Source organism: Gordonibacter sp. RACS_AR68 (assembly GCF_030418485.1).
In the GTDB taxonomy this organism is placed as follows: Bacteria; Actinomycetota; Coriobacteriia; order Coriobacteriales; family Eggerthellaceae; genus Gordonibacter; species Gordonibacter urolithinfaciens.
The window spans coordinates 390256-416554 of record NZ_JAIPUP010000004.1 but is presented as its reverse complement, the minus strand read 5'-3'; the positions used below and the strand labels follow the sequence as shown (position 1 = coordinate 416554).

Sequence of the window (26299 nt, the reverse complement as noted above, 5' to 3'; positions counted from 1 at the left end):
CGATCCCATTCCGAACTCGGAAGTTAAGCCCGCCATCGCCGAAAGTACTGCGGAGCCAGTCCGTGGGAGGATAGGGCGTCGCGCTCGCGGAGGATGCTTTCTTTCTGCAGGCCCCCGGACCGGATGACGGCCCGGGGGCCTGTTTGCGTTGGGGGGTCCTCTAGGGGGCGGGGGCTTGTTCGCGTTCCGGGTCGTGTTTATTCTGCGCGGGGGAGGCGGGGTTCGCCGGGGCGAGGGTATAATGGAACGCTAGGCATGGTGTTTGCGTGCTTTTGATAACGAGGATGGAGGAACGTCTGGTGAGCGACAAGGCGCAAGAGGCAGCGAAGGTGGCCGCATCCGCGATACGCGACGAGGCCAAGCTCGGCGAATTGACGGAGGCTCTGTCGGGAGGATCGCGACGCGCCCGTCAGAACGCCGCATCGGCTCTTGCCATCGTCGCCAAAGAGGCGCCCGAAATGCTCGTTCCCCATGGATCGGCGTTCGTCGATGCGCTTAACCGTCCCGAAGCGCAAACGCGCTGGGAATGCCTTGATATCCTTACCGCATTGGTGGATTGCGACTCGCGCACGTGCGACAAGGCCGTGCCGGGTGCCGAGGCTGCGTTGTTCGACGAGGAGAGCGGCCCGGTGCGCCTTGCCGCGATGCGCTTCCTATGCAAGCTGGGCGCCACGACGGAGAACCGTTCCGAGAAAGTCTGGCCGCTTGTCGACGAGGCCATACAATGCTGGCATGGCGACCTGGAGTTCCAAGACATGCTCGTGGCGGTGGTTGACTTCTCGGCCGGCAAGCTTGCTTTGCAGGTGAAGGAAGAGTTGCGGGATCGTATGAAGTTCGACGCGGAGAACGGCAAGGGGGCTCTCAAGCGCCGTGCTCAGCAGATCGTCGAGAACGTGCAGGCTGGCTAGCCTTTATCTTTCCTTATCTTCTAGCGGTTCTCAACCGCCGCTTTCCGCGTCTTCTCCGTTCCCCATGTAAGGGGTGACATCAGGAAAGCAGGGCGCGGTGTACTGCGCCACCCATCCAAGGGCTGGCAGTGGCGCGGAGATTATCGGTGCCATGCGCAGTGTGATAAGCTCATGGCGCAGAAGGCATATGACGCCGTCTTTGGCGGGCGAGTAAGAGAGGGAGGCGCGACGGGACGGGCGGGAGCCGGCCTTCGCGCGCGAGGGCCGCCCTGGGGCGGCGGATTGGAGTCATGCATGACTGACGAGACCAGCCGTTTTGCCGACACGCTCGAAGCGGGCGGCACAACCTACACCTATTATCCGGTGGCGGGCATTCCTGGGTCGGAGACGCTTCCCTATGCTCTGACGGTGCTGCTGGAGAACGCCCTGCGCAACGCCGAGAGCCCGGAGGAAGCCGAGGAGCTGGCCGGGCGCATCGTGGCGGCAGGCAATGCGGGCGAGGTGGGAAGCGAAGTGGAGTTCTCGCCGGCGCGCGTGCTGTTCCAGGACTTCACGGGCGTGCCGGTGTTCGTGGACTTCGCGGTCATGCGCGAGGCGTGCGCCGAGCTGGGGGGCGATCCGGCGAAGATCAACCCGCAGATCCCCTGCGATTTGGTGATCGACCACTCGGTCATCGCGGACGCGGCCGGCTGTGCGGGCGCGCTGGAGCAGAACATGGAGCTGGAGTTCGCGCGCAACAAGGAACGCTACGACTTCCTGAAATGGTCGCAGCAGAGCTTCGACAACGTGCGCATCGTTCCACCGGGGGCGGGCATCTGCCATCAGCTGAACATCGAGCAGTTCGCGCACGTAGTCATGACGTCGGATGACGCGGGGGTGGCGCGCGCGGACGGCGAGCGCCCGGTGGCGTACTTCGACACGCTCGTGGGAACCGACAGCCATACGCCCACGGCGAACGGCATCGGCGTGCTCGGTTGGGGCGTGGGCGGCATCGAGGCCGAGGCTGCGGCGCTCGGCCAGCCCATCACGACGCTCGTGCCGCGCGTGGTGGGCGTGCGCCTGACGGGAGAGCTCGCCGAGGGCGTGGCGGCCATGGACGTGGCGCTGACGTTCGCCCAGATGCTGCGCGAGAAAGGCGTGGTGGGCTCGTTCGTGGAGTGCTTCGGGCCGGGTCTTGCCAGCCTGAACGCCACGCAGCGCACGTGCATCTCGAACATGACGCCGGAGTACGGCAGCACCTGCACGCTGTTCCCCGTGGACGATGCAACGCTGGCGTACCTGCGCCTGACCGGGCGTAGCGAGGAGCAGGTGGCGCTTGTGGAGGCGTATGCGAAAGCGCAGGGATTCTGGAACGAGCCGGACGCACCGGCACGTAGGTACGCCGAGGTGATCGAGCTGGACCTGAGCTCTGTCGGCCGCTCGCTCGCCGGTCCTTCGAGGCCGCACGATCGCATTCCGCTGGAAGGCGTGCAGGAGCGTTTCCGCGCCGTGTGCGATGAGCGCGAGCTCGACCGCGGCAAAACCGTGGAGCTGGAGCTGGCGGGCGAGGTCCACGCGCTCACGCATGGTGCGCTTGCCATAGCGGCCGTGACCAGCTGCACGACGGCCACCGATCCGCGCATGATGCTGGCGTGCGGCCTGGTGGCCAAGAAGGCCGCCGAGGCGGGGCTTGCGCCCAAGCCGTGGGTGAAGACGATCCTCGCCCCGGGCAGCAAAGCCACCGAGCTTCTCCTCGAGCGCGCCGGGCTCATTGAGGGCCTGCGGGCGCTGGGCTTCTGCACCTGCGGATTCGGATGCATGAGCTGCATCGGCAACTCGGGGCCTATCTTGCCAGCGCTGCACGACGTGGCCGACGACATCGAGCTGACGAGCGTGCTTTCCGGCAATCGCAACTTCGAGGGGCGCATCTCGCCCGACGTGTCGCAGAACTACCTGGCCGCCCCGGCCATGGTCGTTGCCTATGCGCTGGCGGGCACGATGGACGTTGATCTGGCGCATGACGCGCTGGGGTGCCGTGAGGACGGCACGCCGGTGCGACTGGCCGACATCTGGCCGAGCGACGAGGAGATCGACGCGTTGGTGGCAGATTGCGTGAACCGCGCGCTGTACGAGGACGGCGCGCGCGGGCTGTACGACGGTGACGCGGCTTGGCAGGCGCTCGGCAGCGAGCCGAGCGACACCTTTGCTTGGGAGGATGCGTCTACCTACGTGCGCCGCGCCCCTTACTTCGACGGCATGCGGCGCGAGCCATCGGCTCCCGAGCCCATCGTGGGCGCCCGGGCGCTCGCACGGCTCGGCGACTTCATCACCACCGATCATATCTCGCCGGCAGGCTCGATCGCGGCGGACTCGCCAGCAGCGCACTACCTCGAGGAGCATGGGGTGGTCCCGGCAGACTTCAACACGTATGGTGCCCGGCGCGGCAACCACGAGGTGATGATGCGCGGCACGTTCGCGAACGTGAAGCTGCAGAACAAGCTGGCCGAGGGAAAAAAGGGCGGCTGGACGCGCGACTTCCTGGCAGACGAGGTGCGCCCGCTGTTCGATGCGGTCATGGATTACGAGGCTGCAGGCGTGCCGCTCGTGGTGGTGGCCGGCAAGATGTACGGCAGCGGATCGTCGCGCGACTGGGCGGCGAAGGGCCCGGCGCTCCTGGGCATCCGCGCGGCGTTCGCCGAGAGCTTCGAGCGCATCCACCGGTCGAACCTCATCGGCATGGGCATCCTGCCGTTGCAGTTCCCGGAAGGCGAGAGCGCCGAGAGCCTGGGGCTCGACGGCTCCGAGTGCTACACGGTGGCGCCGATCGACTTCTCGGCGGGGCTGCCCGAGCCGCGCGAGGTGGAGGTGACGGCCGAGCGGGCGGACGGCTCGACGGCGACGTTCAAGGCGACCGTGCGCGTGGACACGCCCACAGAGGGCGCCTACTACGAGCATGGCGGCATCCTGCCCTACGTGCTGCGAAGCCTATTGTAAAGACGAGGTAACGGTGGCGCCCGGTTGCGATGAGCAAGCGGGCGCTTTGCCGTATAATGGAGTGTTAATTCTAGCAATCGAGGGATACGGAAAGGGATGCCGTGAAACAGACATCCGGAATCGATGCGCTGCTTGAAGCGCTCAGGCAATCAGGGGTCAACGTGGACGGGCGCTTCGACGCCGACGCTGAGGCCCCTTCGGACGGTGCGGGTCGCGCCGGCAGGGGAGGCGGCGGAGGCTCGCAGCCGCCGCACGTTCACGTTGAGGTCCCGTTCGCGGACCGTATGGCTGCGTGGGGCAAGAAGGCCCTCATCATCGCCGCCATCGTGATCGTTCTCGTGGGTTTGGCTGCCTACTGGTGGTTCCATCCGCCCATCAACATCCATTCGACGGACACCTGGATGTTCGTGGCCGTGTTCATCCTGCTGCCGCTGTTCCTGGTGTTCTGGAGCCGCTCGCACAGCTACAAGGAGGGCACCGCGAAGGTCGAGGCGAACCCGGGCAAGGCGAAGGCGTTCAAGTTCGCGAGCTACGTGCCGGTGGCCGTGGCCGTGCTGGGTGTCTTGGGTGCCGTGATGTCGCTCTCCATCTTCCCCGGCAACGCCGAGAAGTACGCCACGGTGCTGCAGACGACGGAGGACAACTTCGCGCAGGATATCAAGGAGGTGAACTATTCGGAGATTCCCGTTATCGACCGCGACTCGGCCGTGCTGCTGGGCAACCGCGAGATGGGCTCCATCCCCGAGTACGTGAGCCAGTTCGAGATATCGCCGCTGTACAGCCAGATCAACTACCAGAGCTCGCCGGTACGCGTGAGTCCGCTGGGGTACGCGGACCTGTTCAAATGGTTCACGAACCGCGAGGCCGGCATCCCCGCCTACGCGCTGGTGAACATGACGACGCAGGATGCGGAGATCGTGCGCCTTGAAGACAATCCCATCCATTACTCCGAGTCCGAGCCGCTCGTGCGCAACATCGACCGCCACGTGCAGCTGAGCTACCCGTTCTACATGTTCGACCAGAAGTCGTTCGAGATCGACGACGAGGGGCATCCCTGGTGGATCTGCCCGGTGCAGTCGCGTACCATCGGCCTGTTCGGCGGCACGACCATCGAGCGCGTGGTCATGGTGGACGCCACGACAGGCGAGACGCAGGACCTGGCCATCGGGGACGTGCCGCAGTGGGTCGACCACGCCTACCCGACCGATCTGCTGCTGGAGCAGTACAACTGGTCCGGCAAGTACAAGGACGGCTGGCTGAACTCCGTGTTCGGGCAGAAGAACGTGGTGCAGACCACGCCGGGCACCGATGGCAACCTGGGCTACAACTACATTGCCAAGGACGATGACGTATGGGTGTACACGGGCGTGACCTCGGCCACGGCCGACAACTCTATCGTAGGCTTCGTGCTGATCAACCAGCGCACGGCCGAGTCGCACTTCTACCCGGTGGCCGGCGCCACCGAGGAGTCGGCCATGCAGTCGGCCGAGGGCCAGGTGCAGAACCTGCGTTACCAGGCCACGTTCCCGCTGCTCATCAACGTGTCGGGCCAGCCGACGTACTTCATGGCGCTGAAGGACAACGCGGGACTCGTCAAGCAGTTCGCCATGCTGGACATCCAGCGCTACCAGAACGTGGCCGTGGGCAACACGGTGGCCGAGTGCCAGAAGGCCTACCAGGCCCTGCTCGCCACGAACGGCGTGCTGGCCGAGTCGGGCGTGGACACGGGCGCGGTTGAGAAGCAGGGCACGATTGCCCACATCGCCCAGGCGGTGGTGGAGGGTAACTCGCACTTCTATGTGAAGCTGGACGACGGCAGCGCCATCTACGACTTCGCGCTTCCCGGGCTGATAGAGATCGTGGGGTACAAGGAAGGGGACGCCATCACGTTCACCTACGTGGAGGCGGAGCCGACGAACCCTGTGGAGGAGATTGTCGGCGCCGACGGCGCGAAGACCGGTAACGGGGCCGATGCTGCGAAGGAGGCGGAGAAGGAGGCCGATGCCACCGCCGACGCGAAGGGCGACGCGGCGTAGCGTTTCGACGGCAGAATGCTTGCTCGGGAACCCCCGCGATCGGGGGTTCCCGTGGTTTTCGAGCGGGAAGGCGATCGATGGCCTGGGGAGCACGGTGCTCGGTGAGCGCGCCAGAGGGCGGGCTTTTCCGTGTTTTGGGTTGACAAATGGCGGAATGATGGCAGAATATAACGGTTGCTTCTTCGGGAGCACGACGTATAGCTAGTTCCGCTGCCCAAGACAGCTGGTACCGAGAGGTTTAATCGCAGGGATGCGGCCCGCCGAGGTGGTTGTATAAGTTTCGCGCTTAGACGACCCCTGCTGTCATGAGACGGCGGGGGTCGTTCCTTTTTCTTAGGCGACGATCCCAGACGAGGGAGCGGAACCCGAGTTCGAGGAAAAGGAGGTGTACTACATGCCCAACGTGAAGAACCAAGAGACGCTTTCCAAGATCAAGGAGGATCTCGACGGCGTTTCCGCTGTGTGGGTCGTGGACTACTGCGGCCTGACGGTGAAGGACATCCAGGCGTTGCGCGTGGCCATCCGCGAATCCGGTGCCAGCATGAAGGTGTACAAGAACACCCTGATGCACATTGCCCTGGACGAGGCCGGCCTGCCCACGCTCGACGATATCCTGGAGGGTCCGAGCGCGTTCGTGTTCGCCGGTGACGATGTGGCTGCTGCCGCAAAGGCCGTGAAGACGTTCGCGAAGACGAACCAGAACCTGGAGATCAAGGGTGGCTTGATGGAAGGCGAGCAGGTTTCCGCCGCACAGGTGGAGGCTATCGCTTCTCTCCCGTCCCGCGAAGAGCTCCTGGCTCAGATCGCCGGCGCTATCTCCGGTGTTGCCCGCGGCCTTGCCGTGGCGCTCAACGGCGTGCCGAGTGGTCTGGCGCAGGTCACGAAGGCTGTGGCCGACCAGAAGGAAGCTGCTTAACCGCAGCGTAGGCGGCGCGGCGAGCGCTGCCTGACGATAGGCAAAACACACCGGTCGGGAAGGACCCGGCCGCTTTGAAAGGAAACGAACATGGCTGTTACGCGTGAAGAGATCATCGAGGCCCTCAAGGAGATGTCCCTGCTCGAGGCTTCTGAACTGGTGAAGGACATCGAGGAGACGTTTGGCGTTTCCGCCGCCGCCCCCGTGGCCGTGGCTGCTGCCGCTCCTGCCGAGGGTGGCGCTGCTGCCGAGGAGAAGACCGACTTCGACGTCGTGCTCGAGGGCTTCGGCGACAACAAGATCGCCGTCATCAAGGTTGTCCGCGAGATCACGAGCCTGGGCCTGAAGGAGGCCAAGGAGCTGGTCGAGGGCGCCCCGAAGCCGATCCAGGAGGGCGTTGCCAAGGACAAGGCCGAGGAGATCAAGGCCAAGCTCGAGGAAGCCGGCGCGGCCGTCACCCTCAAGTAAATTGGTTCCGGCGGCCTGACGGCCATCGAGACTGCTTGAAGAGAGACCCCCAGACCTGGGGGTCTCTTACTGTCTGGCGGGATGCGCGTTACGTGCGGCGGGTCGTCGCGCTTAAGATGGTTTCGCCTTACTGACGGAATGGCAACGGTTCGCACGCGCTTAGGGCGCGCGCGTTTATAGTAGAACGCGCTAACTGACAGACTGCGCATTAGCGCAGCTGATGAGGATAGGAGGGGCGCTATGCAGGCCGGTTACTTCAATGCTGCTTGGCATGATATAAAGAATTCGCCCGGCTGGTTCGGCAAGCTGCTGGTGCTGGGCCTGGTGAGCCTTGTTCCCATCTTCGGGTGGATCGTGGTGGCGGGCTACCTGTACGGCTGGGCGCGCGACATCGCGTGGGGCGTGCATGCGCCGCTGCCCGCCCATGTGTTCGGCAACGAGGACGGGCGGCTGTACAGTCGCGGGTTCTTCGTGCTCGTTATAAGCTTCGTGTGCTCGCTCATTCCCTGGGCGGTGGAATTGGTGGGGTCTATCCTGACCGGAGGCTCCTTCGGGATATGGTCGGGCTGGGGCTATCATTCCGGGTTCCTGTCGTTTCCGCTGGGCCTTGCCTCAGGCCTTGTCGGCATGGTGTTCTTCGCCCTGTCCATTGCGGCGTACCTGTTCACGGCGTTCTTCACCTGGGTGGGCTCCATGCGCATGAGCATCTACGGCCGGCTTTCGGCCGGATTCCAGTTCGGCAAGATCTGGAGCATGCTGCGCCATGACTTCGCCGGGATGCTGCGCATCCTGGGCATGGCCGTGCTGATGGCCATTGCGACGACCGTGGTGGTGACCATCCTCATCGTGGTGGTGGTATTCCTGTGCATGGCCATAGGGTTCGCGGTCACGGGCGGCAACCTGAACATCAACTCCAGCCGTTTCGATGCGGCTATCGTCGGCATGGTGTTCGGGGTTGGCGGCGTGGCGATCGCGCTCTCGCTGCTGGCGGGATTCGCGTCCATGGTGGTGGCCGTGTTCTTCACGGCGATGATCACGCGGGCGCTGGGCTACTGGACGCAGCAGTTCAACGTGCCGGCGTGGCGCGGGCAGGACGATCCGATGCCGTTCGAGCTGGCAGGTGCTGCGGGCGGGTCCGGCGGGGGCGGACAGCCGCCGTACCAGCAGCCGCCGATGCGCTGAGGTCCGAACCACCCGGCCTCTTAGGCCCGAGGGTAGGCCGTCCGCTTGCCGCGGCTCGGGAACGGGCTTGCCGAACCCCCTTCGACCTGCCGGTCGGAGGGGGTTCTTCTTCGGAAGGGCTGCCGCACGTGCGTTCGGGCGCTATACTGGTGCGCGAGGCGCACGCCGCCTAGGGGCGCGCTGCGCGTATTCGGGGGAAAGGGGCAGCTATGGAGTACGGGGAATTGAAGGAGCAGATCGACGGTTTGGGCGAGCGGCAGCGCCGGGGATGCGCTCGCGTGCTCTCGCTCGTTTCCCTTGGGGGCGGGGTACGGCCCGAGTTTCGAGGGCACTTGGACGGTGCGTCGACGTACCGCGAGTTCTTCGAGGCGCTCTACCGCGACGACGACCTGCGTTTCACGCGCGCTTGAGCCGCTTGGGCGAAACTGGACGGCAAGCAGTGGGTCGGGCGGTTCGACCCGGTGCGCGCGTCGGCGCGCGTGCCGTTCGGCGGCCGCGGGATGCCCGTTGTGCTCTCCGGTGGCACCATGCTCGTACCCCTGGCCGGCCATGGGAAGCAGGCGCACGTCCTGGAGTTCGAAGACGGTGCCTTCAATGAAGACGCGGCAACGTACTTCACGTCCATCGAGGGCGCCTTCACGTGCGCCGAGATGGCATTCGAGGGCATCTACGACGTGTTCACGAGCGGGAACGCGGTGCTGTTCGAGCGCTGGGCCCTCAACGAGAAGGGCGCCCGCGTGAAGGCGGCCCAGCTGGCGCAGAGGTACGGCCTGACCGGTTGACACTGATGCGGCGGGCCGGTCGGCCCGACAAGCTTAGAACAGGCGGTTGCGGCGCTGCATCGACAGCACCGCCCTCACGCCGAGGAGGGCGAACGCGGCGATGGCCACGGCGCCTGCCGCGCCTCCGGCGATGAGCCCGCTGACGACGGCGATGCCGCTTGCCTGCGGGCGCGCGTTCTGCGAATTGTTCCCGTGCGGGGATGGATGCGAGGGGCTGGGTTCGCCATCTTGCTGCCTGAACCCGGCACCGTCCGAATGGCCGACGCTCGAAGAGGCTTCTGCCTGGTCGGTCTCCCGCGTGCGGTCGGTATCACCGGCGTCTTGCGCACGTCCGTTGTCGGTTCCGCGGGCGCTTTTCTTTTCGGTGCCCCCTTGTACGTCGCGTTCGCCCATGAGGGTGTCGAGCCCGCGCCCCAGGGCGGTGGGGCGCGCGGCGGTGTTGTCGTCCCTTGCGATCATAGTTGCTCCTTTCCGGTTGCCTTGCGCATAGCCCGATACGATAGCCGCAGTGAAAAATGGTGCAGCGGGCGGCTGCGCGGTGTGAACCGTGCGCCTTCCATCCGTTACGCGGGCTGCCTCTTCCGGCGGCACGGAAGGTGGTGCAGTCACGGTTTTCCGACAATCCGGAAGATGCTTCTTGACTTAGAGTGAGCTCCAAGGTGCATGATGGTCCAAGAAGAACCTCACGGACCAAGGAGAGAGCCATGCTCGGAAACTTCACCTACGACAACCCCACCCGCCTGCATTTCGGACCCGACGCCCTCGAGCGGCTGCGTGACGAGCTGCCTGCGTTCGGCCCCGTGGTCCAGCTGGCCTACGGTGGCGGCTCCATCAAGGAGACGGGTCTGTACGACCAGGTGGTGGCGCTGCTGAAGGAGTGCGGCAAGACCGTGGTGGACGAGCGGCGTCATGCCGAACCCCACGGCGGAGAGGCTGCTGGAGGGTCGCGACAGGGCGCGCGAGAAAGGCGTCGACTTCATCTTGGCCGTGGGCGGCGGCTCGGTGGCGGACTACGCGAAGGCCGTGAGCGTTTCGGTGCACTGCGACGAGGATCCGTGGGAGCGCTACTACCTGCGCTTCGAGGAAGTGGAATGCGACGTCGTCCCCGTGGGCTGCGTGCTCACCATGGCGGGCACGGGCAGCGAGATGAACGGCGGCGCGGTCATCACCAACCGTGGGCAGAAGCTCAAGATCGGGCACGTGTTCGGCCCCGAGGCGTATCCCAAGTTCGCCATCCTGAACCCGGAGCTCACGTTCACGGTGCCGAAGCGCCAGATGGTGGCCGGCGTCTTCGACGTCATGTCGCACGTGATGGAGCAGTACTTCTCGGGCGAGGACGACAACGTGTCCGACTACCTGATGGAGGGCCTCATGCGCTCGCTTGTTGCCAGCTCGCGCGCGGCCGTTGCCGACCTGCGCGACTACGAGGCGCGCAGCAACATCATGTGGGCGGCCACCTGGGCGCTCAATACGCTCGTGGCCATGGGCAAGTCCACCGATTGGGAGGTGCACATGATCGGCCAGGCCGTGGGCGCCTACACCGACGCCACGCACGGCATGACGCTCTCGGCGGTGTCGCCCGCGTACTATCGCCTGATCGCGCCGTATGGCCTGCCGAAGTTCGCGCGGTTCGCCAGCACGGTGTGGGGCGTGGAGGGCGATGGGCGCGCGGACGAGGAGCTTGCCGAGGCCGGCATTGCCGCGCTCGAGGCGTGGGCGCGCGAGATCGGCTGCGTGATGCGCCTGTCGGAGCTCGGCGTGGACGAGGGCATGCTCGACGGCATCGCCGAGGCCGTGCTGCCCATGGAGGGCGGCTACCACCCGCTCTCGCGCGACGAGGTGGTGGAGGTGCTGCGGGCGAGCCTTTAGAGAGCGGCTCGGCGATGCCCGGTTGGGCGTTTGGGCGAACCTGGCGGTGCAGGGCATGACGAGCCCGACGCCGCCGCGAGCACGCTCATGGCGCGCGGCGGCAGCTTCGCCAGCACCTCCTGGCTGGGCGGTTGAATGATCCAGGTGCAGAACGCGGCCAAGGCATCGAGCGCGAGGCCGATTGCGAGCCGTGCCTGGCCGAGCACGAGCAACGGGCGCATTGGGCCATTCCATACGATCGGGCTGGCATCCACGATTGCCGAGCAGGCGCGCTTTCCGGAGTTTGGGCGTTTCGCGGGACGTTTTCCGCTGCTATGATGAGGTGGACGGAAGGTGAGGGGGGTGCGCGATGGGCCAGGCGAAGGGCTCGGGGATGATCGAGATGGACGAGGAGTTCTTCGAGCGCGTGTACGCGCAGGTGCGGCGCGTGCCGGCGGGCTCGGTGTGCACGTACGGGACAATCGCCGAGCTGGCGGGGTATCCCAAGGCGTCGCGCGAGGTGGGCCTGGCCATGAGCCGCGTGCAGAGCGGGTGGAACCTGCCGTGCCACCGCATAGTGAACGCCAAGGGAACCCTTGCGCCCACCTACGCGTTCGGCGGCCAGCGCGTGCAGCGGCAGCTGCTGGAAGACGAGGGCGTGGCGTTCGTGGACGACGAGACCATCGATATGGCACGGCATCGCTGGCCGCCCTGCGATGAGCCGGGTGGGCCCGAGCAGCTGGCGCTGCCGCTGGGATAGCGGCGGGTCCCGGTACGGGAAGGCTGCTGGCACGGCAGGCGCGGCACGCACGGCGGCGCGCCCTGGGTGCTGGCGAGTACGTGAAGGGAGGCCCGCGGGCCTCCCTTCACACGGACGGTGATGGTATGCTGGTTCGGACTTTCGGCAGAACGAATCAGCAAGGAGCCTTCCGTGCCTTACAAGGTGAACGACCCCGACGCGCCTGCGCGGCCCGTCATCGACGACGAGCAGTTGAAGCGCATGATGAACGCGAACACGCCCGGGTTCTTCGAGCGCAACCGGTTCCGCCTGGTGACGCTCGTGCTCATCGCGCTCAATGTGATCGTGTTCGCGGCCGAGGCGGCCATATCGCTGCTGGCCGGGGCGCGCATGGGGGTCTCGCTCGACATCCCCACGCGCGTGCTCGTGGACATGGGCGCCATGTACGCGCCGCTCGTTCAGGCGGGCGAGCTGTTCCGGTTCGTAACGCCCATGTTCCTGCACATGGACCTCATGCACCTGGGCTTCAACATGGTGGCGCTGTTCAGCGTGGGCGAGGTGCTGGAGCGGGTGCTGGGGCGCGGCAACTTCCTCGCGCTCTACTTCGTGGGCGGCATTACGGGCAATGCCGTGTCGTATATGGCCGACGTGCTGGCGGGCGGGATGCCCACGGTGAGCGCGGGCGCATCGACGAGCGTGTTCGCGCTGTTCGTGGCCGTGGCTCTTCTCGGCGTGCTGCACAAGGGCAATCGGCATGTGTTCGCCCAGTACAGCAAGAGCATGCTCGCCATCATCGGCATCAACGTGGTGTACACGTTCCTGGTGCCGGGCATATCCGTGAGCGGGCACTTGGGCGGGGCGCTGGGCGGGCTCATTGCCATGCTCATGATCCCGGCGAAGAACCTGCGCGTCCCGAACGGCGTGCGCGTGGTGGTGGCGGTGCTGTGGATCGCGGCGATGGCATGGGTCGTTGCGGGCGCGCTGGGGCTGGGGTAGCGCACTACTTCTCGTGAGCGGGACAGCGCACCCCCATCGTGGCGAACGCGCCGGCTACGCGCTCCATGCGCACCTCGTCCCAGCCAAGGCGGTCGAGCTCGGCGATGTCGGCGAGATCCTTGGGCCGGTCGCTCGCCATCTTCGCCGCGCGGCAGGCCTCCACGGTAGACACGCCGGCGCGCGTGCCGTCGGGCAGCTTGCGCATCTCCACGAAGTCCTCCTCCGCAAGCCCTTCGATCGTCGCCTCGAGCAGCGCGTCGTAGCCGGCAAAGGCCCGGTGCTGGGCGTTGCGTTGTATAAGCAAGCCGTCGCGCAGGAAGAAGGGCGCGAAGCTTGCGAGCACGCCGTCGATGCGCGCATGCATGCCGAAGTCCTCGCCTGCGGCATTGCAAGCCAAACGGCGCGAGTCGAGGTCGGGGTCGTAGTGTCCCGCGCTTTCGAGCCACGTGCGCACGACGGGCATGTCCGCGAGGCGCACCGAGAAATCGACGTCGCCGTGCTTGCGGCCCGAATCTCCGCCGCCGAGCACCCACGGCATGAGCCCGCCTTCCAAGAACACCTTGCCAGAGAGCTCGGGCGCGCGAAGAACGCGCAGAGCCGCGGTCTTCGCCTGTGCGCAGCTTGCCGTATCCTGTTCGCTCATTGGACCTCCCTCGATTCAGCGCATCCCTTGACAGCCGAGTCCTTCATCACATTGGCAGTGGAGACTTGAACGTTGGCCATGATGCCGTGCGACGCCAGCGAGCTGCGGTCGGCAAACTTGTTCGCTGCGAACTCGGCGATGTCTGTGGAGTAGAAGTATAGCAGCATGCGTAGCGCGGGCGGGAGAAAGTGGAAGGCGCGCCCATCGCACGATGGACGATGTTTCGCCTTCATGGGCCTTCCAAGTCACCGTTTTGGCCGCCCTGAAGCTTAATGCACCTCGGTCAGGAGAGGTCGGCCAAAGCTGGCAGGGAAAACGCTGCCGGAATATTCGCTAGGGCGCGCAAAACCGGCTTCGGCATCATCTGATAACTTCAGAGCAGCCAAAACGGTGACTCGGAGGCGCCTTTTTCGCGAAACGCAGCCAGCTCGCGTGCGCCTGTTGCCTGCCTTATGCGGGCCGACGCATGTTCTTTTGCCGCCGTACAAGGCTCTTGGCGGGAAGTCCGGGTAGAATACGCAGTCGACGAGACGATCGAACCATTGCGGAGGCTTCCTCATGACAGAACAAGCGGCAGACGGAACGGCGGCGCGTGACGAATCCGTCGAGAGCGAGGCCTTTGCGCACGGGTCGCTCGGGCGGCTGGCGCCCACGTGGTGGGAGCCGGAGGAGGGCGAGGGTGAGCCGGAGCCGTGGCTCACGGCCGACGAGGCGCTCGACCGGTTCCTTGGCTGGGTGGCGGCGCGCGGCATCGAGCTGTGGCCCCACCAGGAGGAGGCCCTGATGGATCTCATGGTGGGCGACCACGTGATACTGGGCACGCCCACGGGCTCGGGCAAGTCGCTCGTGGCGCTCGGCCTGCACTTCATGGCGCTGGCCACCGGCCGCCGTGCATACTACACGGCACCCATCAAGGCGCTCGTGAGCGAGAAGTTCTTCGACCTGGTGGACATCCTCGGGCGCGAGAACGTGGGCATGATCACCGGCGACGCGCACATCAACGCGGAGGCGCCCGTTATCTGCTGCACGGCGGAGATCCTGGCCAACCAGGCGCTGCGCGAGGGCGAGGGGGCCGACGTGGGCTGCGTGGCCATGGACGAGTTCCACTTCTACGGCGACGCCGACCGCGGCTGGGCATGGCAGGTGCCGCTGCTCACGCTGCCGAAGGCCCAGTTCCTGCTCATGAGCGCCACGCTGGGCGACGTGAGCGCCATCGCGGCGTCCCTCAAGGAGCGCACGGGCACGGACGTGGACGTGGTGGCCGACGCGCCGCGCCCGGTGCCGCTGGAATACGAGTACGTGGAGATGCCTCTTGAGGGCACGGTGGAGCTGGCGCTGCGCAAGGGGGAGGCGCCGCTGTACCTGGTGCATTTCTCGCAGGATGCGGCGCTCGCCACCGCGCAGGCGCTGTCCAGCTACGGCGTGGCCACCAAGGAGCAGCGCGAGCAGGTGAAGGAAGCGGTCAAGGGGACGCGCTTCACCACGGCGTTCGGCAAGACGCTCAAGCGCCTGCTGGCCAGCGGCGTGGGCGTGCACCATGCGGGCATGCTCCCGCGCTACCGCCTGCTGGTGGAGAAACTGGCCCAGCAGGGGCTCCTGCCGGTTATCTGCGGCACGGACACGCTGGGCGTGGGCATCAACGTGCCCATCCACACCGTGGTGCTCACGGCGCTCACGAAGTTCGACGGCCATAAGATGCGCCGGCTGCGCGCCCGCGAGTTCCACCAGATCGTGGGCCGTGCCGGGCGTTCGGGCTTCGACACCGAGGGCATGGTGATTGCCGAGGCGCCCGAGCACGACATAGAGAACGCGAAGCTGGTGGCGAAGGCGGGCGACGACCCGAAGAAGCTGCGCAAGATAAAGAAGAGGCAGCCGCCCGAGGGGTTCGTCACGTGGAACAAGCAAACCTTCGAGCGCTTGATAGCCGCCGTGCCCGAGACGCTGAAGCCACGCATGAAGATCACGCATTCCATGGTGCTGTCCGAGGTGGTGCAGGGCGGCGACGCGTACGCTCGCGTGCGGAAGCTCATCGCCGACTCGGCCCAGACCGACGAGGAGAAGGCGGCGCTCTCGGTGCGCGCCGACGAGATATTCGACACGCTCGCCAACGCAGACGTGATCGAGCAGGTGGAGGGCGAGGACGGCGCCGTGGAGTACGTGACCACGGTGGACTTGCCGGAGGACTTCGCGCTCGACCAGCCGCTATCGCCGTTTTTGCTGGCGGCGCTGGAGCTTCTGGACCCCGAGAGCGAGACCTATGCGTTCGATGTCATATCGATGGCGGAGGCCACGCTGGAGGACCCTCGGCAGGTGCTGCGCGCCCAGGAGCGCGCGGCGCGCGACAAGGCCATGGCCGACATGAAGGCCGACGGCGTGGAGTACGAGGAGCGCCTGGAGAAGCTTGCCGACGTCACGTACCCGCGGCCGCTGGAGGACCTGCTGGAGGCGGCGTTCGAGCGCTACTGCGCCGAGGTGCCGTGGGCGCGCGACTTCGCGCTGGCGCCGAAGTCGGTGCTGCGCGACATGCTGGAGGGTGCGGCGGACTTCAAGGGCTACGTGCAGCGCTACGGCATCGCGCGCTCGGAGGGCACGCTTCTGCGCTACCTGGCCGACGCCTACCGCGTGCTCGATCGCACGATTCCTGCCGACAAACGCGACGAGCGGCTGGAGGACATCATCGCATGGCTCGGCTTCGTGGTGCGCTCGGTGGACTCGAGCCTGGTGGACGAATGGGAGAGCGCGGGCTCGATGTTCGAGGCCGCGCCGCCCTCGGCTGCCGACGCCGTGGTGCGCGACCGCCGAGGCCTCACCGTGCTCGTGCGCAACGCGCTCTTCCAGCGCGTGCGGCTGGCGGCGCAGGGCCGCACGGCGGAGCTGGGGAAGCTCGACCAGGAGTGGGGCTGCGGCGAGCCGCGCTGGCAGCGCGCGCTCGACGCGTACTTCGAGGCGCACGAGGCCATTGCCATCGACGCCGACGCCCGTTCGGCGGCCTACCTGGCGATCGACGAGGCGAACGAGAAGGCGGAGCGCGTATGGCACGTGCGCCAGATATTCAGCGACCCGGAGGGCGACCACGACTTCGCCATCGCGGCCGACGTGGATCTGGACGCCACCCAGGAGGAAGGCGAGGCCGTGTTCAAGAACTACCGCGTGGGGTTTGCGGAGGAGCTGGGGGAGTAGGCTCCGACGCGCTTGGTTGAGACGCGGCCGTGTCGGCACGGCTGCGCCCGCGACCGTGCGAGGCCATTCCGGCAGACAGAATCGACGGGCCCGGAGCATGCGCTCCGGGCCAGCTGCATTTGAGGGCGATTTTTGAGGCGGACGGTGCGGTTGCGAAAAAATCGGGAACCCGTGAACCTCGCGCTTCTTCGGCGCTACTAAGGGGTTGAACGCGACGACGGGAATGAGGGGCGGTGACATGGAGGAGTGCGAAGCGGACGATGGGCGGGCACGCGCCGCGCTTGCGCGCATGGCGCGCGGCGATGAAGGCGCGCTCGAGGAATTGTACCGATGCTACGCGCCGGCCGTGCTCGCGTTCGCCTTGGCGCGCTGCCCGGATCGCCAGCTTGCCGAAGAGGCGGCCGCCGACGCGTGGCTGGGCTGCTGGCGCTCGGCCCGCGCGTTTCGCGGCGACAGCCGGGTGCTCACGTGGCTGCTGGGCATCACGAAACGCCAGGTGTACGTGCGTATGCGACGCGCCCGTCCCGTCGAATGCGCGCTCGATGACGGGACGGAGCAGCTGGCCGACGAGACGGGCGATGCGTTGGAGGTGCTGCTTGCGCAAGCGGGTCTCGACGAGATCGTGGCCGCGCTTGACGCCCTCGAGCCGGCGTTGGCTGAAACGGTGCGGCTCGCTTGGCTGCACGAGCTTCCCTATGCGGAGATCGCCCAAGTGACCGACGTGCCGGTGGGCACGGTGAAGTCGCGCGTGTCCCGCGCGCGAGCCCTGTTGCAGAAGACCTTGGGGAGGCGAGTATGAACACGGATGAAACCGAGCCGCGCGCGGCGTTGCGCGAGGCGATGAGGATGCAGGAACGGGCGTGCGCGTCCGACGTGCCCCCGTTCGCGTGCATCGCGGCGCACATCGAGGGCGAGCCGTCGATCTTCGAGGCGCCGGCTTGGTCGGTGCGCAAAAGCGCGCGGCTGGCGGCGAGCTTGGCGGCTGCGCAGGTGCGCGCGATGCCGTGGGCGGTGCTGCCGATGGCGCTCGTCATGGCCGCGCTGGCGGTGGGTGTGGCGTGCTTCGTCGACGCAGGCTGGGATGGGGATGGGGCTGTCTGGTGGCTCTCGGCGCTTTTGCTGTTGGGTGCGGCGCTCACCGTGACGGCCGCGCTCTCGACCGATGCCGCCGGCCTGCTGGCGTTGGCCATGCCGCTGGGGCCGCAGACCGTGCTGCTCGCGCGGCTGGCGGTGGTGCTGGGCGTCGATGCGCTCGCCGGGCTCGCTGCCTCGGCGGCGTTCGCTTGGTGGGGCGCGCCGGTTGAGCTCGGAGCGCTCGTGTCCTCGTGGCTCGTGCCCCTCGCCGTTGTCGCGGGCGCCTCGGCGTTCGTCGCGGTGTGGTCGAACGCGCCGTGGTCAGGCGCGGTGGTTGGCGCGGTTCTCGTGCCGCTCGTGGTACCGGTAGGTCGTGTGGCGGCGGGCGGCGGTGCACTTTCGGTGATCGCGCAGCTGCAAGGCGCCGTCGGGCCTGGAGCGATGGCGGCGGCGGGATGCGTCCTGCTTGCGGTTGCGGTGGTCACGGCGCGCAGGGCGCTGGTCGCTCACATGGAGGCGGCATGAGATTGAGGAGGCTTCGCATGGATGCAGGGTATGGCAGCGGCAACGGCCGCTTGACCGGATCGCAGCTGCGCGCGCTCGCAGCTGCGCAGACGCGGCGGGTGCGGGCCGTGGGCATCGTCGTGCCGGTGGCCGTTGGAGCGTGCATCGCCGCCGTCGGCGCATGCTGGGTGCTCGCGGCGGGCGCGATGGCGGCTACGCATGCGATGCTCGCCTTCACGCAGGCGTATCCCCTTGCGGTGGGCGTCTGCGCCGTCGCCGTGTTCACGGGCGACCCGCTCGTAGAGGTGCAGGCGGCCACGCCGGCGGAGTTCCGTGCGGTGCAGACGCTGCGCGGAGCCATTGTGCTGGCGGCGGCAGCAGTCGGCGCGCTCGTGATGTTCGTGCCGCTCGAGGCGCTGGGCCTCGTGTACCGCGACATCGGGTGGGCGGGAGCCATCACGCCGGTGGGCGGCGCGACGCTTATGGTGCTGGCGGCGTACGCGGCCGCGGCGCTCGCGGGTTCTTCGCGCAGCGCCGCGCTCGTCATCGTGGCGGTTTGGCTGTTCTTCGCACTCGTTTGGGATCCGAACGTGCCGCAGCTCGTGCTGCAGCGCGGGCTGCCGCTGCTCGTGCTGTGCTTGCTCTGCGCTTGCGTCTGGCGCGCACTTGGCGCGTCCGAGTACGCGTGGCGCAAGCTGGGAGGTGCGCGATGAGGTTCTTGTCGTTGGCGGGCACGCATTTCCGCTTAGCCGCACGGCAGCGGGCGCTTTGGATCGTGTCGTTCGCGCTCGCGTTGCTGTCGATCACGATCACCGTGAACCCCGGGCTTTCTTTTGAGACGGGCAATCCGACCGCGCTCGCTTTGACGGCGCAGATGCTCACGCTGCTGCCTCCCATCGCCTACGCGGCGGCCTTCACCGACCTGGCCGCCGAGGCGGAGCGACTCGGCATCTCGGAGATCGAGGCGTCCGCACCCGTGCTTTCGTTCGAGTTGGTTGCGGCGCGTGTGGCGGGTTCCCTTGCGGCGATGGCGCTGCCGTCCGCAGGGGTGCTGCTGTTCTGCGCGGGTGGCCAGATGCTGCACGGCAACGCGTGGGCGATGCCCCAGGCGGCTTTCCTGCTGATCGGCATAGTGTTGCCGTCCGCGCTCATCGCGGCGTCGCTTTCGGCGTTTGCCGGCTCGTTCCTGCCGCGGGCCTTTGCGCGGATCGCGGCTATCGTCGCCTGGATCGGGGTGCTCTTCCTCACCGTGTTCGTGCCGACTCCCACTGCCGGAGGCGGCTTGCGGGTCCATATCGCGGCCAATCCCGTGGCGCAGGCATTCTTCGGCAGCACGCCGTTGCTCGATTCCCCTGAATCCGCCGCAACCGTCGCGGCTGCTACGCCCCTCGAGTCCGTCGTGCTGCTCGCCCTCGAGCTCGCCATCGCCGTCGCGCTGATCGCGGCGGCCGGCGCCATCGCCCGCAGGCGAGCCTACTGGCGCCGCTGAGCACTCAAGAAAGGAAACCCCCATGTTCATCTCCCTCGACTGTCTGGGCAAGGACTTCCCGAAGAAGCCCTGCGCCCTCGACGGCCTCACGCTCGACCTGCCTTCCGGCATGATCGGGCTCATCGGTCCCAACGGCGCCGGCAAGACCACGCTCATGCGCATCCTCTGCGGCATCGTGGGCCCCACGCGCGGACGCGTGCTTGTTGACGGGCGCGACCTGTCCGAGCCGCGCAACCGCCGCGCGCTCAAGAAGGCCCTCGGCTACTTGCCGCAGGACATCGAGCCCTATCCCAACCTCACGCCGCCCGAGTTCCTCGACTACGTGGGAGTCCTCAAGGGCATGGACGACCGGCGTGCGCGGCGCCGCCAGGCCGACGAGCTCATCGAGCGCGTGGGGCTGACCGATGTGCGTCGGCGGCGGATCGGCGGCTTCTCGGGCGGCATGCGGCGGCGCGTGGGCATCGCCCAGGCGCTCATGGGCGACCCTCGCCTGCTCGTGGTGGACGAGCCCACGGCCGGCCTCGACCCCGAGGAGCGCATGCGCTTCCGCACGCTCCTGGCCACGCTCGGCGGCGAGCGCACGGTGGTGCTGTCCACACACATCCTCGACGACGTGGCGCAGACCTGCCCTTACGTGTGCGTGCTTCGCGGGGGACGCCTGCAGTACGACGGTGCCACCGCAGGCCTCATCGACGGCGCGCACGGACGCACCTGGCTCACGCCGCCGCTCATGGCCCCACCGGCGGGAGCCGTCGTGGTGAATGCGGCGACCACGGCCCAGGGCACGCGCTACCGCATAGTGAGCGACGCGCCGCCCGCAGGATCGGCGCCCGTTGAGCCCACCCTTGAAGACGGTTACATGGCGCTCGCTGCCCGATGAGCCCTTTGTTTCGCGCTCATTTCCAAAAACCGGTGATGTCGTTGGTTTTGCGCGCGATGCGCCTGCGCGGGCCTGGGCTGGGGTATGATTGCGCAGTACACACGGGATGCGGGCGAGCCGCGCAACGAGGGAAAGGCTGACAATGGCGAAGATTCAGATGACCACGCCGCTGGTGGAGATGGACGGCGACGAGATGACGCGCATCATCTGGCAGATGATCAAGGACGAGCTGATCTGCCCGCACGTCGACCTCAAGACCGAGTACTACGACCTGGGCCTCGAGCACCGCAACGCCACCGATGACCAGGTGACCGTGGATTCCGCCGAGGCCACCAAGCGCCTGGGCGTGGCCGTGAAGTGCGCCACCATCACGCCGAACGCCGCGCGCATGGACGAGTACGACCTGAAGCAGATGTGGAAGAGCCCCAACGGCACCATCCGCGCCCTGCTCGACGGCACGGTGTTCCGCACGCCCATCACCGTGGCGGGCATCGAGCCGTGCGTGCGCAACTGGGCAAAGCCCATCACCATCGCCCGTCATGCCTACGGCGACGTGTACAAGAACACGGAGCTGCGCGTGCCCGGTCCCGGCACGGTGGAGCTCGTGTACACTGCGGCCGACGGCACCGAGACGCGCGAGCTCGTCCACGAGTTCGACGGCCCGGGCATCGCCCAGGGCATGCACAACCTCGACGCGTCCATCGAGAGCTTCGCACGCAGCTGCTTCGAGTACGCCCTCGACGTGAAGCAGGGCATCTGGTTCGCCACGAAGGACACCATCTCGAAGAAGTACGACCACCGTTTCAAGGACATCTTCCAGGAGATCTACGATGCCGAGTACGCCGCGCGCTTCGAGGAAGCCGGCATAGAGTACTTCTACACGCTCATCGACGACGCGGTGGCGCGCGTGATGAAGGCCGACGGCGGCTTCATCTGGGCGTGCAAGAACTACGACGGCGACGTGATGAGCGACATGGTGTCGAGTGCGTTCGGGTCGCTCGCCATGATGACGTCGGTGCTGGTGAGCCCGCAGGGGTACTACGAGTACGAGGCCGCGCACGGCACCGTGCAGCGCCACTACTACAAGCACCTCAAGGGCGAGGAGACGTCCACCAACTCGGTGGCCACCATCTTCGCGTGGTCGGGGGCGCTGCGCAAGCGCGGCGAGCTGGACGGCCTGGACGACCTCGTGGCGTTTGCCGACCGCCTGGAGCACGCCACGCTCGACACCATCGAGGCTGGCGAGATGACGGGCGACCTGGCCCTCATCACCACGCTGCCGAACCCGGTGAAGCTCTCCACCCGCGACTTCATCCTCGCCATCGCGAAGCGCCTGGCGGCGTAAAGGCGCGGCGGCGCGCCCCTCCCTCACCAAGTTCCTCGGCGCCCGGGATCCTTCCCGGGCGCCGCTGTTTTCCGCATGCGAGGTTGTCGGCATAGAAGCACATACCCTCGTCTGACCAGCCCCTTAAAAAAATTTTGAACCGGCAATCGCGCATGTTCGCAAGTTCCGGTTTGGCATACTTACCTTCTTGGAGCCGCGCCGCCGCGGCTTTGATGCGCTTTGCCGCCTTTGCGCGGCCGAGCGCATGTTTCGGGGCAGGCCCGCAGATGCGTGACAGGCATGCGGGGCCGGGCGGAGGTTTATCCGATGGGAGGAAGCACATGGGCAAGGTGAGGACGAGGGGCGCGACGCTTCTACTCGTCGCCCTGGCGCTGGTATGGGCGCTTGCAGGGCTGGCAGGATGCGGCAGTGGCGAGGGCGCCAAGGGCACCCCGGCGAACGGCGAGGCGCTGCGCGTGGGCGTTCGCAGCGACGTGGTGGGCTTCGGCTACCTGAACGAGGGAACGGGCAAGTACTACGGCTTGGAGATTGACATCGCCGAGGAGATGGCCGCGCGCATGGGCTACGGCACCGTGGAATTCGTGACCGTGACGCCCGACACCCGCAAGGACATGCTGTCAAACGGCGACGTCGACTGCATGGTAGCCTGCTATTCCATCGCCGAGTCGCGCGAGAAGAACTTCGATTTCTCGCCGTCCTACTACACGGACGCCTCCATTGTGATGGTGGAGAACAGTTCGCTCGTGTCGGGCATCGATGGCCTCAAGGGCCTCACGTTCGGCACCATGGCGGGGACGAACACCGCCCCGCAGCTGGCGCTGAAGCTGACGGAGTCGGGCTTCACGTCGGGCGAGGCGCTGGAGCAGACCGAGGACCACTCGATGACCCGGTTCGACAACTTCCGCCTCGTGCAGATGGCGTCCTACCAGGACCTCAGCCGGGCGCTCGAAGAAGGATCCATCGATGCGGCCTGCATGGACGGCGCCATTGCGCATACCTACCTGAACGCTGACCGCAGCATCCTCGACTACGTCATCGACACGCAGGAATACGGCGTTGCCACGCAGAAGGGCTCCGCGTTGAGCAAGCCGGTCTCCGACGCCATCCAGGGCATGCTCGACGACGGCACCATTGCGGTGCTCACGGACAAGTGGAACTAGGGAGGCGATGGGGCATGTCGAGAAAACTCAAGGTCAAGATCGCCGTCCTCGTTTTGGTGGCAGCCGCGAGCATGGCGGTCATGGGCGTTCTGCTGTCCACGATGCAGACCGAGCTGTCGCTGGACGGCTACGCGAGCGAGATGCGGCAAGAATCCGACGCGCTGGAGGGCCTGTTGGCGTCAGCGGACGAAGGCGTGGAGCAGAATACCGTCACCTTCGACGAGATATACCAGTCCAAGGCGGCGAGCGTGGCTTTCATGGCGAACAACGACGCCGGCTTCGCAGCGACCGATGCGAAGATGGTCGAGTACCAGGACCTTTTAGGCGTCGACAACGTGCTCGTGGTGTCGCGCGACGGCGCTATCGTCGCGAAGGCGCAGGACACCCCGGCGGACTTCGCCTACGCGCGTTTCAACCAGTTGCGCACCGTGTTCGATAACGGCGAGCCCTCCGCGGCCGTGGAGGTGGAGCTGCCCGAGCAGAACTGGCTCAAGCGCTACTACGCTGCCCGCATCGACGATGGTTCCATGGTGGTGGTCGAGCAGGACCCGGCCGAGCTGCGCCAGCTCGTGGAGGACACGGGCTCAACGAAAAGCGTGCTCAAGAACATCGCCATCGGCCAGCATGGCTTCATGTTCGCCGTGTCGGCGCAGGATTGCTTGGTTGAGTACCATCCGAACGACCTTCTTGTGGGCACCGACGCCATCGATGGCGGCATCGACGTAGCCGACCTCGAGGACGGCGCGTACGCGTGGATGGTTCTTGCCGGCGAGAATCTGTACGGCCATGTGAGCAAGATCGGCGACACCTACTATATCGCCGCCGTGCCCGAGAGCGACATGGCCGCTACCCGCAACGTCACGGTGGGCGTGATCCTCTTCATATTCTTCGCGGTCATGGCCGTGGTCATCATGTACGGCATCTTCGTCATGCGCGAGGACGAGCGCGAGGGGCGCAGTCCCGAGGACTACCGTCACGTCGGGCCGCTGCGCTACAACAAGGTAATAGGGCGCAAGGCCGCCGTGCTGTCGTTCGTGGGCTTTCTGGCCATCCTGGGCGTATCGTTCTACATGCAGACGCTGTTCGCCCTGTCATCCCAATCCGTGGCAAACAACGAGCGCGCCGCCGAGGTGGTGGAGACCACCCAGCGTACCCAAGCGCGCATGGACGAACTCATCAGCCAGTATGACGAGCGCTATCTGGGCAAGGCGCGCGTGGCCGGCTACATCCTGGACCAGAACCCGGCGCTCGAGAACCGCGACGACCTGCAGAAGCTGGCGGACGTCCTCATGATCCAGTACGTGTTCACGTACGACGGGAACGGCGTGATGACCGCAACGAACTCCTCCTACGCGAACTTTACCCTGAGCGAGGACCCCGAGGACCAGTCCTCCGAGTTCCGCAAGCTGCTCCAGGGCGCGGACTCGGTGGTGCAGGAAGCGCAGCCCGACGAGATATCCGGGCAGCTGCGCCAGTACATCGGCGTGCCGCTGCACGACGCGGCCGGCACCGTGGACGGCGCCGTGCAGATCGGCATTCGCGCGACGCGCCTGGAGAACCTGCTGGAGACCGTCACCGTCGACAGCGTGCTGGGCGGCGTGAAGGTGGGCTCCGAAGGGTTCGCATTCGCCGTGAGCAAGGATGACCATACGTTCGCGTACTTCCCTGACCAGCGACTTGTCGGCAAGGATGCGCTCGCGCACGGCATGACGGAGAGCCAGCTGAAGGACGGCTACTGCGATTACCTCACCGTGGAGGGAACGACGTACTACGTCTCGTCGGCCGAGGCGGAGAACTACTTCCTGTACGTTGCCGGCACCGAGGGCGAGCTCATGGCCGAGCGCGTGCCGCTCACCGTGGCCACGGGCGGTGTGGCCCTCGTGTGCCTCGTGGTGATATTTCTGCTGCTGGCCTTCGAACCGAGGGGCAGCGTGACCGTGGCCAAGGCGCCGGTCGAGGCCGACGCGCGCATGATCGACGTGAAGATGCCGAGCGGGCGCACGGCCAAGACCGAATCGGCAGCCAGCCGCTGGATTGCCCGCTCGTTCAAGTGGAGCGAGAAGACGGCCGAGCAGAAGACGGCTACGGTGGTGCGCTGGCTCGTGGGCGTGTTCGTGATCGCCGTGTTCGCAGCTGTGGTGTTCCAGGAGAGCATCTTCGGCCAGGGCTCGATCTTCTCTTACATCCTGGGCGGTAATTGGGAGCGCGGCGTGAACGTGTTCGCCCTCACGGCGTGCATCATGTTCGTGTGCGTGGCGCTGACCGTGGTCACGCTCGTTCAGAAGCTGCTGAACCTGCTGGCTACTGTGCTGGGCGCGCGCGGCGAGACCGTGTGCCGCCTGCTGGGCAGCTTCATCAAGTACGCCACCATCATCGGCATGGTGTACTACTGCCTCATGCTGGTGGGCGTGGACACCACCACGCTTTTGGCCTCGGCCGGCATCCTGTCCATCGCCATCAGCTTCGGCGCGAAGGAGCTGGTGAGCGATATCCTCTCCGGCCTGTTCATCATCTTCGAGGGCGAGTTCCGCGTGGGCGACATCATCAAGGTGGGCGACTGGCGCGGCACCGTGGTGGAGATAGGCGTGCGCACCACCAAGGTGGAGGACGGCTCGCAGAACATCAAGGTGATCCGCAACAGCGACATCAGCAACGTGGTCAACATGACGAAGGAGACGTCCTACGCCTCGTGCGATGTGGGCATCGAGTACGGCGAGTCGCTTGAGCGCGTGGAGAACATCCTGTCCAAGGAGCTGCCGAACATCCGCAAGCGGCTGCCGGCCATCATCGACGGCCCGTTCTACAAGGGCGTGGTGGAGCTGGGCGACAACAGCGTGACCATCCGCATCGTGGTGCAGTGCGCCGAGAGCGACCGCCTGCAGCTGGAGCGCGACCTGAACCGCGAGATGAAGCTGATCTTCGACAAGCACGACATCAGCATCCCGTTCCCACAGGTGGTGATCAACCAGCCCACCGTGTTCAAGAAGGCCACCGAGTACGAGAAGCGCAGCGCCGACCAGTTCAACAAGCAGCAGAAGGCCGCCGCCAAGGAGCTGGGCAACGACGAGGACGACGAGACGCGGTAGCGCCCGCGTTTGCGGGGGAGCGGCGGGCCCCGGGGCATCACGCCCCGGGGCCCGCCATACGTCGGGAGGCGGATTGAACGCCGGGGTCCT

At 66.5% G+C, this 26299-nt stretch carries 24 protein-coding genes and 1 rRNA gene; 21 read left to right on the top strand and 4 right to left on the bottom strand.

Annotated features, from left to right (window positions below; translation table 11 throughout):
• The 9 genes from rrf to K9U15_RS10960 all read left to right on the top strand — a co-directional run.
• Positions 1-87 (top strand): 5S ribosomal RNA (gene rrf / locus K9U15_RS11000); the annotation flags it as partial.
• 212 nt (positions 88-299) lie between these two features.
• Positions 300-908 carry a hypothetical protein gene (locus K9U15_RS10995; protein ID WP_096228577.1) on the top strand — a complete coding sequence of 203 codons (609 nt, stop codon included), beginning with the start codon at positions 300-302 and terminating at the stop codon, positions 906-908.
• A gap of 294 nt (positions 909-1202) precedes the next feature.
• Positions 1203-3881, top strand: a complete 2679-nt coding sequence (gene acnA, locus K9U15_RS10990; protein WP_301156104.1) for an aconitate hydratase AcnA — start codon at positions 1203-1205, stop codon at positions 3879-3881.
• A gap of 101 nt (positions 3882-3982) precedes the next feature.
• Positions 3983-5917, top strand: a complete 1935-nt coding sequence (locus K9U15_RS10985; protein WP_301156103.1) for a Tat pathway signal sequence — start codon at positions 3983-3985, stop codon at positions 5915-5917.
• A 394-nt stretch (positions 5918-6311) separates the two neighbouring features.
• A complete protein-coding gene (gene rplJ, locus K9U15_RS10980; RefSeq protein ID WP_096228576.1) occupies positions 6312-6833 on the top strand; it encodes a 50S ribosomal protein L10 in 522 nt (173 codons plus the stop codon).
• Between the two features lie 90 nt (positions 6834-6923).
• Positions 6924-7301 carry a 50S ribosomal protein L7/L12 gene (rplL, locus tag K9U15_RS10975; RefSeq protein WP_015540270.1) on the top strand — a complete coding sequence of 126 codons (378 nt, stop codon included), beginning with the start codon at positions 6924-6926 and terminating at the stop codon, positions 7299-7301.
• Positions 7302-7541: 240 nt separating this feature from the next.
• Positions 7542-8483: a DUF4013 domain-containing protein gene (locus K9U15_RS10970; protein WP_096227117.1), complete on the top strand. Its 942-nt coding sequence runs from the start codon at positions 7542-7544 to the stop codon at positions 8481-8483.
• A 209-nt stretch (positions 8484-8692) separates the two neighbouring features.
• Complete coding sequence (locus tag K9U15_RS10965; RefSeq protein ID WP_096227116.1) at positions 8693-8893, top strand: hypothetical protein; 201 nt, start codon at positions 8693-8695, stop codon at positions 8891-8893.
• Positions 8894-8983: 90 nt separating this feature from the next.
• Positions 8984-9265, top strand: a complete 282-nt coding sequence (locus K9U15_RS10960) for a hypothetical protein (RefSeq protein ID WP_123649852.1) — start codon at positions 8984-8986, stop codon at positions 9263-9265.
• A 33-nt stretch (positions 9266-9298) separates the two neighbouring features.
• Here the strand turns inward: K9U15_RS10960 and K9U15_RS10955 are convergent, their stop codons facing one another.
• Positions 9299-9724: a hypothetical protein gene (locus tag K9U15_RS10955; protein ID WP_096227114.1), complete on the bottom strand. Its 426-nt coding sequence runs from the start codon at positions 9722-9724 to the stop codon at positions 9299-9301.
• 450 nt (positions 9725-10174) lie between these two features.
• On the opposite strand from K9U15_RS10955, the gene K9U15_RS10950 reads away from it, so the two are divergent.
• On the top strand, positions 10175-11134 hold the full coding sequence (locus K9U15_RS10950; protein ID WP_301156100.1) for an iron-containing alcohol dehydrogenase: 960 nt from the start codon (positions 10175-10177) through the stop codon (positions 11132-11134).
• Here the strand turns inward: K9U15_RS10950 and K9U15_RS10945 are convergent.
• A complete protein-coding gene (locus K9U15_RS10945) occupies positions 11131-11355 on the bottom strand; it encodes a hypothetical protein (protein WP_123674194.1) in 225 nt (74 codons plus the stop codon). The genes K9U15_RS10950 and K9U15_RS10945 overlap by 4 nt on opposite strands.
• A gap of 128 nt (positions 11356-11483) precedes the next feature.
• Here K9U15_RS10945 and K9U15_RS10940 point away from each other — a divergent pair, with 128 nt between their 5' ends.
• Together K9U15_RS10940 and K9U15_RS10935 are read left to right on the top strand one after the other, a co-directional pair.
• Positions 11484-11873, top strand: a complete 390-nt coding sequence (locus tag K9U15_RS10940) for an MGMT family protein (RefSeq protein ID WP_227153696.1) — start codon at positions 11484-11486, stop codon at positions 11871-11873.
• A 171-nt stretch (positions 11874-12044) separates the two neighbouring features.
• A complete protein-coding gene (locus K9U15_RS10935) occupies positions 12045-12848 on the top strand; it encodes a rhomboid family intramembrane serine protease (RefSeq protein WP_096227111.1) in 804 nt (267 codons plus the stop codon).
• A 4-nt stretch (positions 12849-12852) separates the two neighbouring features.
• Here K9U15_RS10935 and K9U15_RS10930 read toward each other — a convergent pair whose 3' ends face one another.
• Together K9U15_RS10930 and K9U15_RS10925 are read right to left on the bottom strand one after the other, a co-directional pair.
• Positions 12853-13491 (bottom strand): hypothetical protein, encoded by a 639-nt coding sequence (locus K9U15_RS10930; RefSeq protein WP_096227110.1) that lies wholly within the window; start codon positions 13489-13491, stop codon positions 12853-12855.
• Positions 13488-13724, bottom strand: a complete 237-nt coding sequence (locus K9U15_RS10925) for a hypothetical protein (protein WP_096227109.1) — start codon at positions 13722-13724, stop codon at positions 13488-13490. Before K9U15_RS10925 ends, K9U15_RS10930 begins: the two co-directional genes overlap by 4 nt.
• Positions 13725-14049: 325 nt before the next feature.
• Here K9U15_RS10925 and K9U15_RS10920 point away from each other — a divergent pair, with 325 nt between their 5' ends.
• The 9 genes from K9U15_RS10920 to K9U15_RS10880 all read left to right on the top strand — a co-directional run bounded on the left by K9U15_RS10920 (position 14050) and on the right by K9U15_RS10880 (position 26209).
• The gene (locus K9U15_RS10920; RefSeq protein ID WP_096227108.1) at positions 14050-16671 is read left to right on the top strand and encodes an RNA helicase; all 2622 of its coding nucleotides are present in this window, start codon (positions 14050-14052) and stop codon (positions 16669-16671) included.
• A gap of 238 nt (positions 16672-16909) precedes the next feature.
• On the top strand, positions 16910-17470 hold the full coding sequence (locus K9U15_RS10915; RefSeq protein ID WP_096227107.1) for an RNA polymerase sigma factor: 561 nt from the start codon (positions 16910-16912) through the stop codon (positions 17468-17470).
• A complete protein-coding gene (locus K9U15_RS10910; RefSeq protein ID WP_096227106.1) occupies positions 17467-18270 on the top strand; it encodes a hypothetical protein in 804 nt (267 codons plus the stop codon). The genes K9U15_RS10915 and K9U15_RS10910 overlap by 4 nt, the downstream gene beginning before the upstream one ends.
• A gap of 17 nt (positions 18271-18287) precedes the next feature.
• Positions 18288-18962, top strand: a complete 675-nt coding sequence (locus K9U15_RS10905; RefSeq protein ID WP_096227105.1) for a hypothetical protein — start codon at positions 18288-18290, stop codon at positions 18960-18962.
• 11 nt (positions 18963-18973) lie between these two features.
• Positions 18974-19738, top strand: a complete 765-nt coding sequence (locus K9U15_RS10900) for a hypothetical protein (protein WP_301156097.1) — start codon at positions 18974-18976, stop codon at positions 19736-19738.
• Between the two features lie 22 nt (positions 19739-19760).
• Positions 19761-20618 carry an ATP-binding cassette domain-containing protein gene (locus K9U15_RS10895; RefSeq protein ID WP_096227103.1) on the top strand — a complete coding sequence of 286 codons (858 nt, stop codon included), beginning with the start codon at positions 19761-19763 and terminating at the stop codon, positions 20616-20618.
• Positions 20619-20760: 142 nt separating this feature from the next.
• Positions 20761-21963 (top strand): NADP-dependent isocitrate dehydrogenase, encoded by a 1203-nt coding sequence (locus tag K9U15_RS10890; RefSeq protein ID WP_096227102.1) that lies wholly within the window; start codon positions 20761-20763, stop codon positions 21961-21963.
• Positions 21964-22283: 320 nt separating this feature from the next.
• Positions 22284-23123 (top strand): transporter substrate-binding domain-containing protein, encoded by an 840-nt coding sequence (locus K9U15_RS10885; RefSeq protein ID WP_096227101.1) that lies wholly within the window; start codon positions 22284-22286, stop codon positions 23121-23123.
• A gap of 14 nt (positions 23124-23137) precedes the next feature.
• The gene (locus K9U15_RS10880) at positions 23138-26209 is read left to right on the top strand and encodes a mechanosensitive ion channel domain-containing protein (protein ID WP_301156093.1); all 3072 of its coding nucleotides are present in this window, start codon (positions 23138-23140) and stop codon (positions 26207-26209) included.
• The last annotated feature ends 90 nt before the right edge of the window (positions 26210-26299 follow it).

Excerpts from the sequence above, each read along its gene's own strand:
- K9U15_RS10930 (WP_096227110.1), bottom strand. The coding sequence starts at position 13,491 with ATGAGCGAACAGGATACGGCAAGCTGCGCACAGGCGAAGACCGCGGCT.
- K9U15_RS10945 (WP_123674194.1), bottom strand. The coding sequence starts at position 11,355 with ATGCGCCCGTTGCTCGTGCTCGGCCAGGCACGGCTCGCAATCGGCCTC.
- K9U15_RS10880 (WP_301156093.1), top strand. The coding sequence starts at position 23,138 with ATGTCGAGAAAACTCAAGGTCAAGATCGCCGTCCTCGTTTTGGTGGCA.
- rplJ (WP_096228576.1), top strand. The coding sequence starts at position 6,312 with ATGCCCAACGTGAAGAACCAAGAGACGCTTTCCAAGATCAAGGAGGAT.
- K9U15_RS10960 (WP_123649852.1), top strand. The coding sequence starts at position 8,984 with ATGCCCGTTGTGCTCTCCGGTGGCACCATGCTCGTACCCCTGGCCGGC.
- K9U15_RS10940 (WP_227153696.1), top strand. The coding sequence starts at position 11,484 with ATGGGCCAGGCGAAGGGCTCGGGGATGATCGAGATGGACGAGGAGTTC.
- K9U15_RS10970 (WP_096227117.1), top strand. The coding sequence starts at position 7,542 with ATGCAGGCCGGTTACTTCAATGCTGCTTGGCATGATATAAAGAATTCG.
- K9U15_RS10905 (WP_096227105.1), top strand. The coding sequence starts at position 18,288 with ATGGATGCAGGGTATGGCAGCGGCAACGGCCGCTTGACCGGATCGCAG.
- K9U15_RS10895 (WP_096227103.1), top strand. The coding sequence starts at position 19,761 with ATGTTCATCTCCCTCGACTGTCTGGGCAAGGACTTCCCGAAGAAGCCC.
- K9U15_RS10920 (WP_096227108.1), top strand. The coding sequence starts at position 14,050 with ATGACAGAACAAGCGGCAGACGGAACGGCGGCGCGTGACGAATCCGTC.
- acnA (WP_301156104.1), top strand. The coding sequence starts at position 1,203 with ATGACTGACGAGACCAGCCGTTTTGCCGACACGCTCGAAGCGGGCGGC.
- K9U15_RS10925 (WP_096227109.1), bottom strand. The coding sequence starts at position 13,724 with ATGAAGGCGAAACATCGTCCATCGTGCGATGGGCGCGCCTTCCACTTT.
- K9U15_RS10890 (WP_096227102.1), top strand. The coding sequence starts at position 20,761 with ATGGCGAAGATTCAGATGACCACGCCGCTGGTGGAGATGGACGGCGAC.
- K9U15_RS10910 (WP_096227106.1), top strand. The coding sequence starts at position 17,467 with ATGAACACGGATGAAACCGAGCCGCGCGCGGCGTTGCGCGAGGCGATG.
- K9U15_RS10965 (WP_096227116.1), top strand. The coding sequence starts at position 8,693 with ATGGAGTACGGGGAATTGAAGGAGCAGATCGACGGTTTGGGCGAGCGG.
- K9U15_RS10955 (WP_096227114.1), bottom strand. The coding sequence starts at position 9,724 with ATGATCGCAAGGGACGACAACACCGCCGCGCGCCCCACCGCCCTGGGG.
- rplL (WP_015540270.1), top strand. The coding sequence starts at position 6,924 with ATGGCTGTTACGCGTGAAGAGATCATCGAGGCCCTCAAGGAGATGTCC.
- K9U15_RS10915 (WP_096227107.1), top strand. The coding sequence starts at position 16,910 with ATGGAGGAGTGCGAAGCGGACGATGGGCGGGCACGCGCCGCGCTTGCG.
- K9U15_RS10885 (WP_096227101.1), top strand. The coding sequence starts at position 22,284 with ATGGGCAAGGTGAGGACGAGGGGCGCGACGCTTCTACTCGTCGCCCTG.
- K9U15_RS10950 (WP_301156100.1), top strand. The coding sequence starts at position 10,175 with ATGCCGAACCCCACGGCGGAGAGGCTGCTGGAGGGTCGCGACAGGGCG.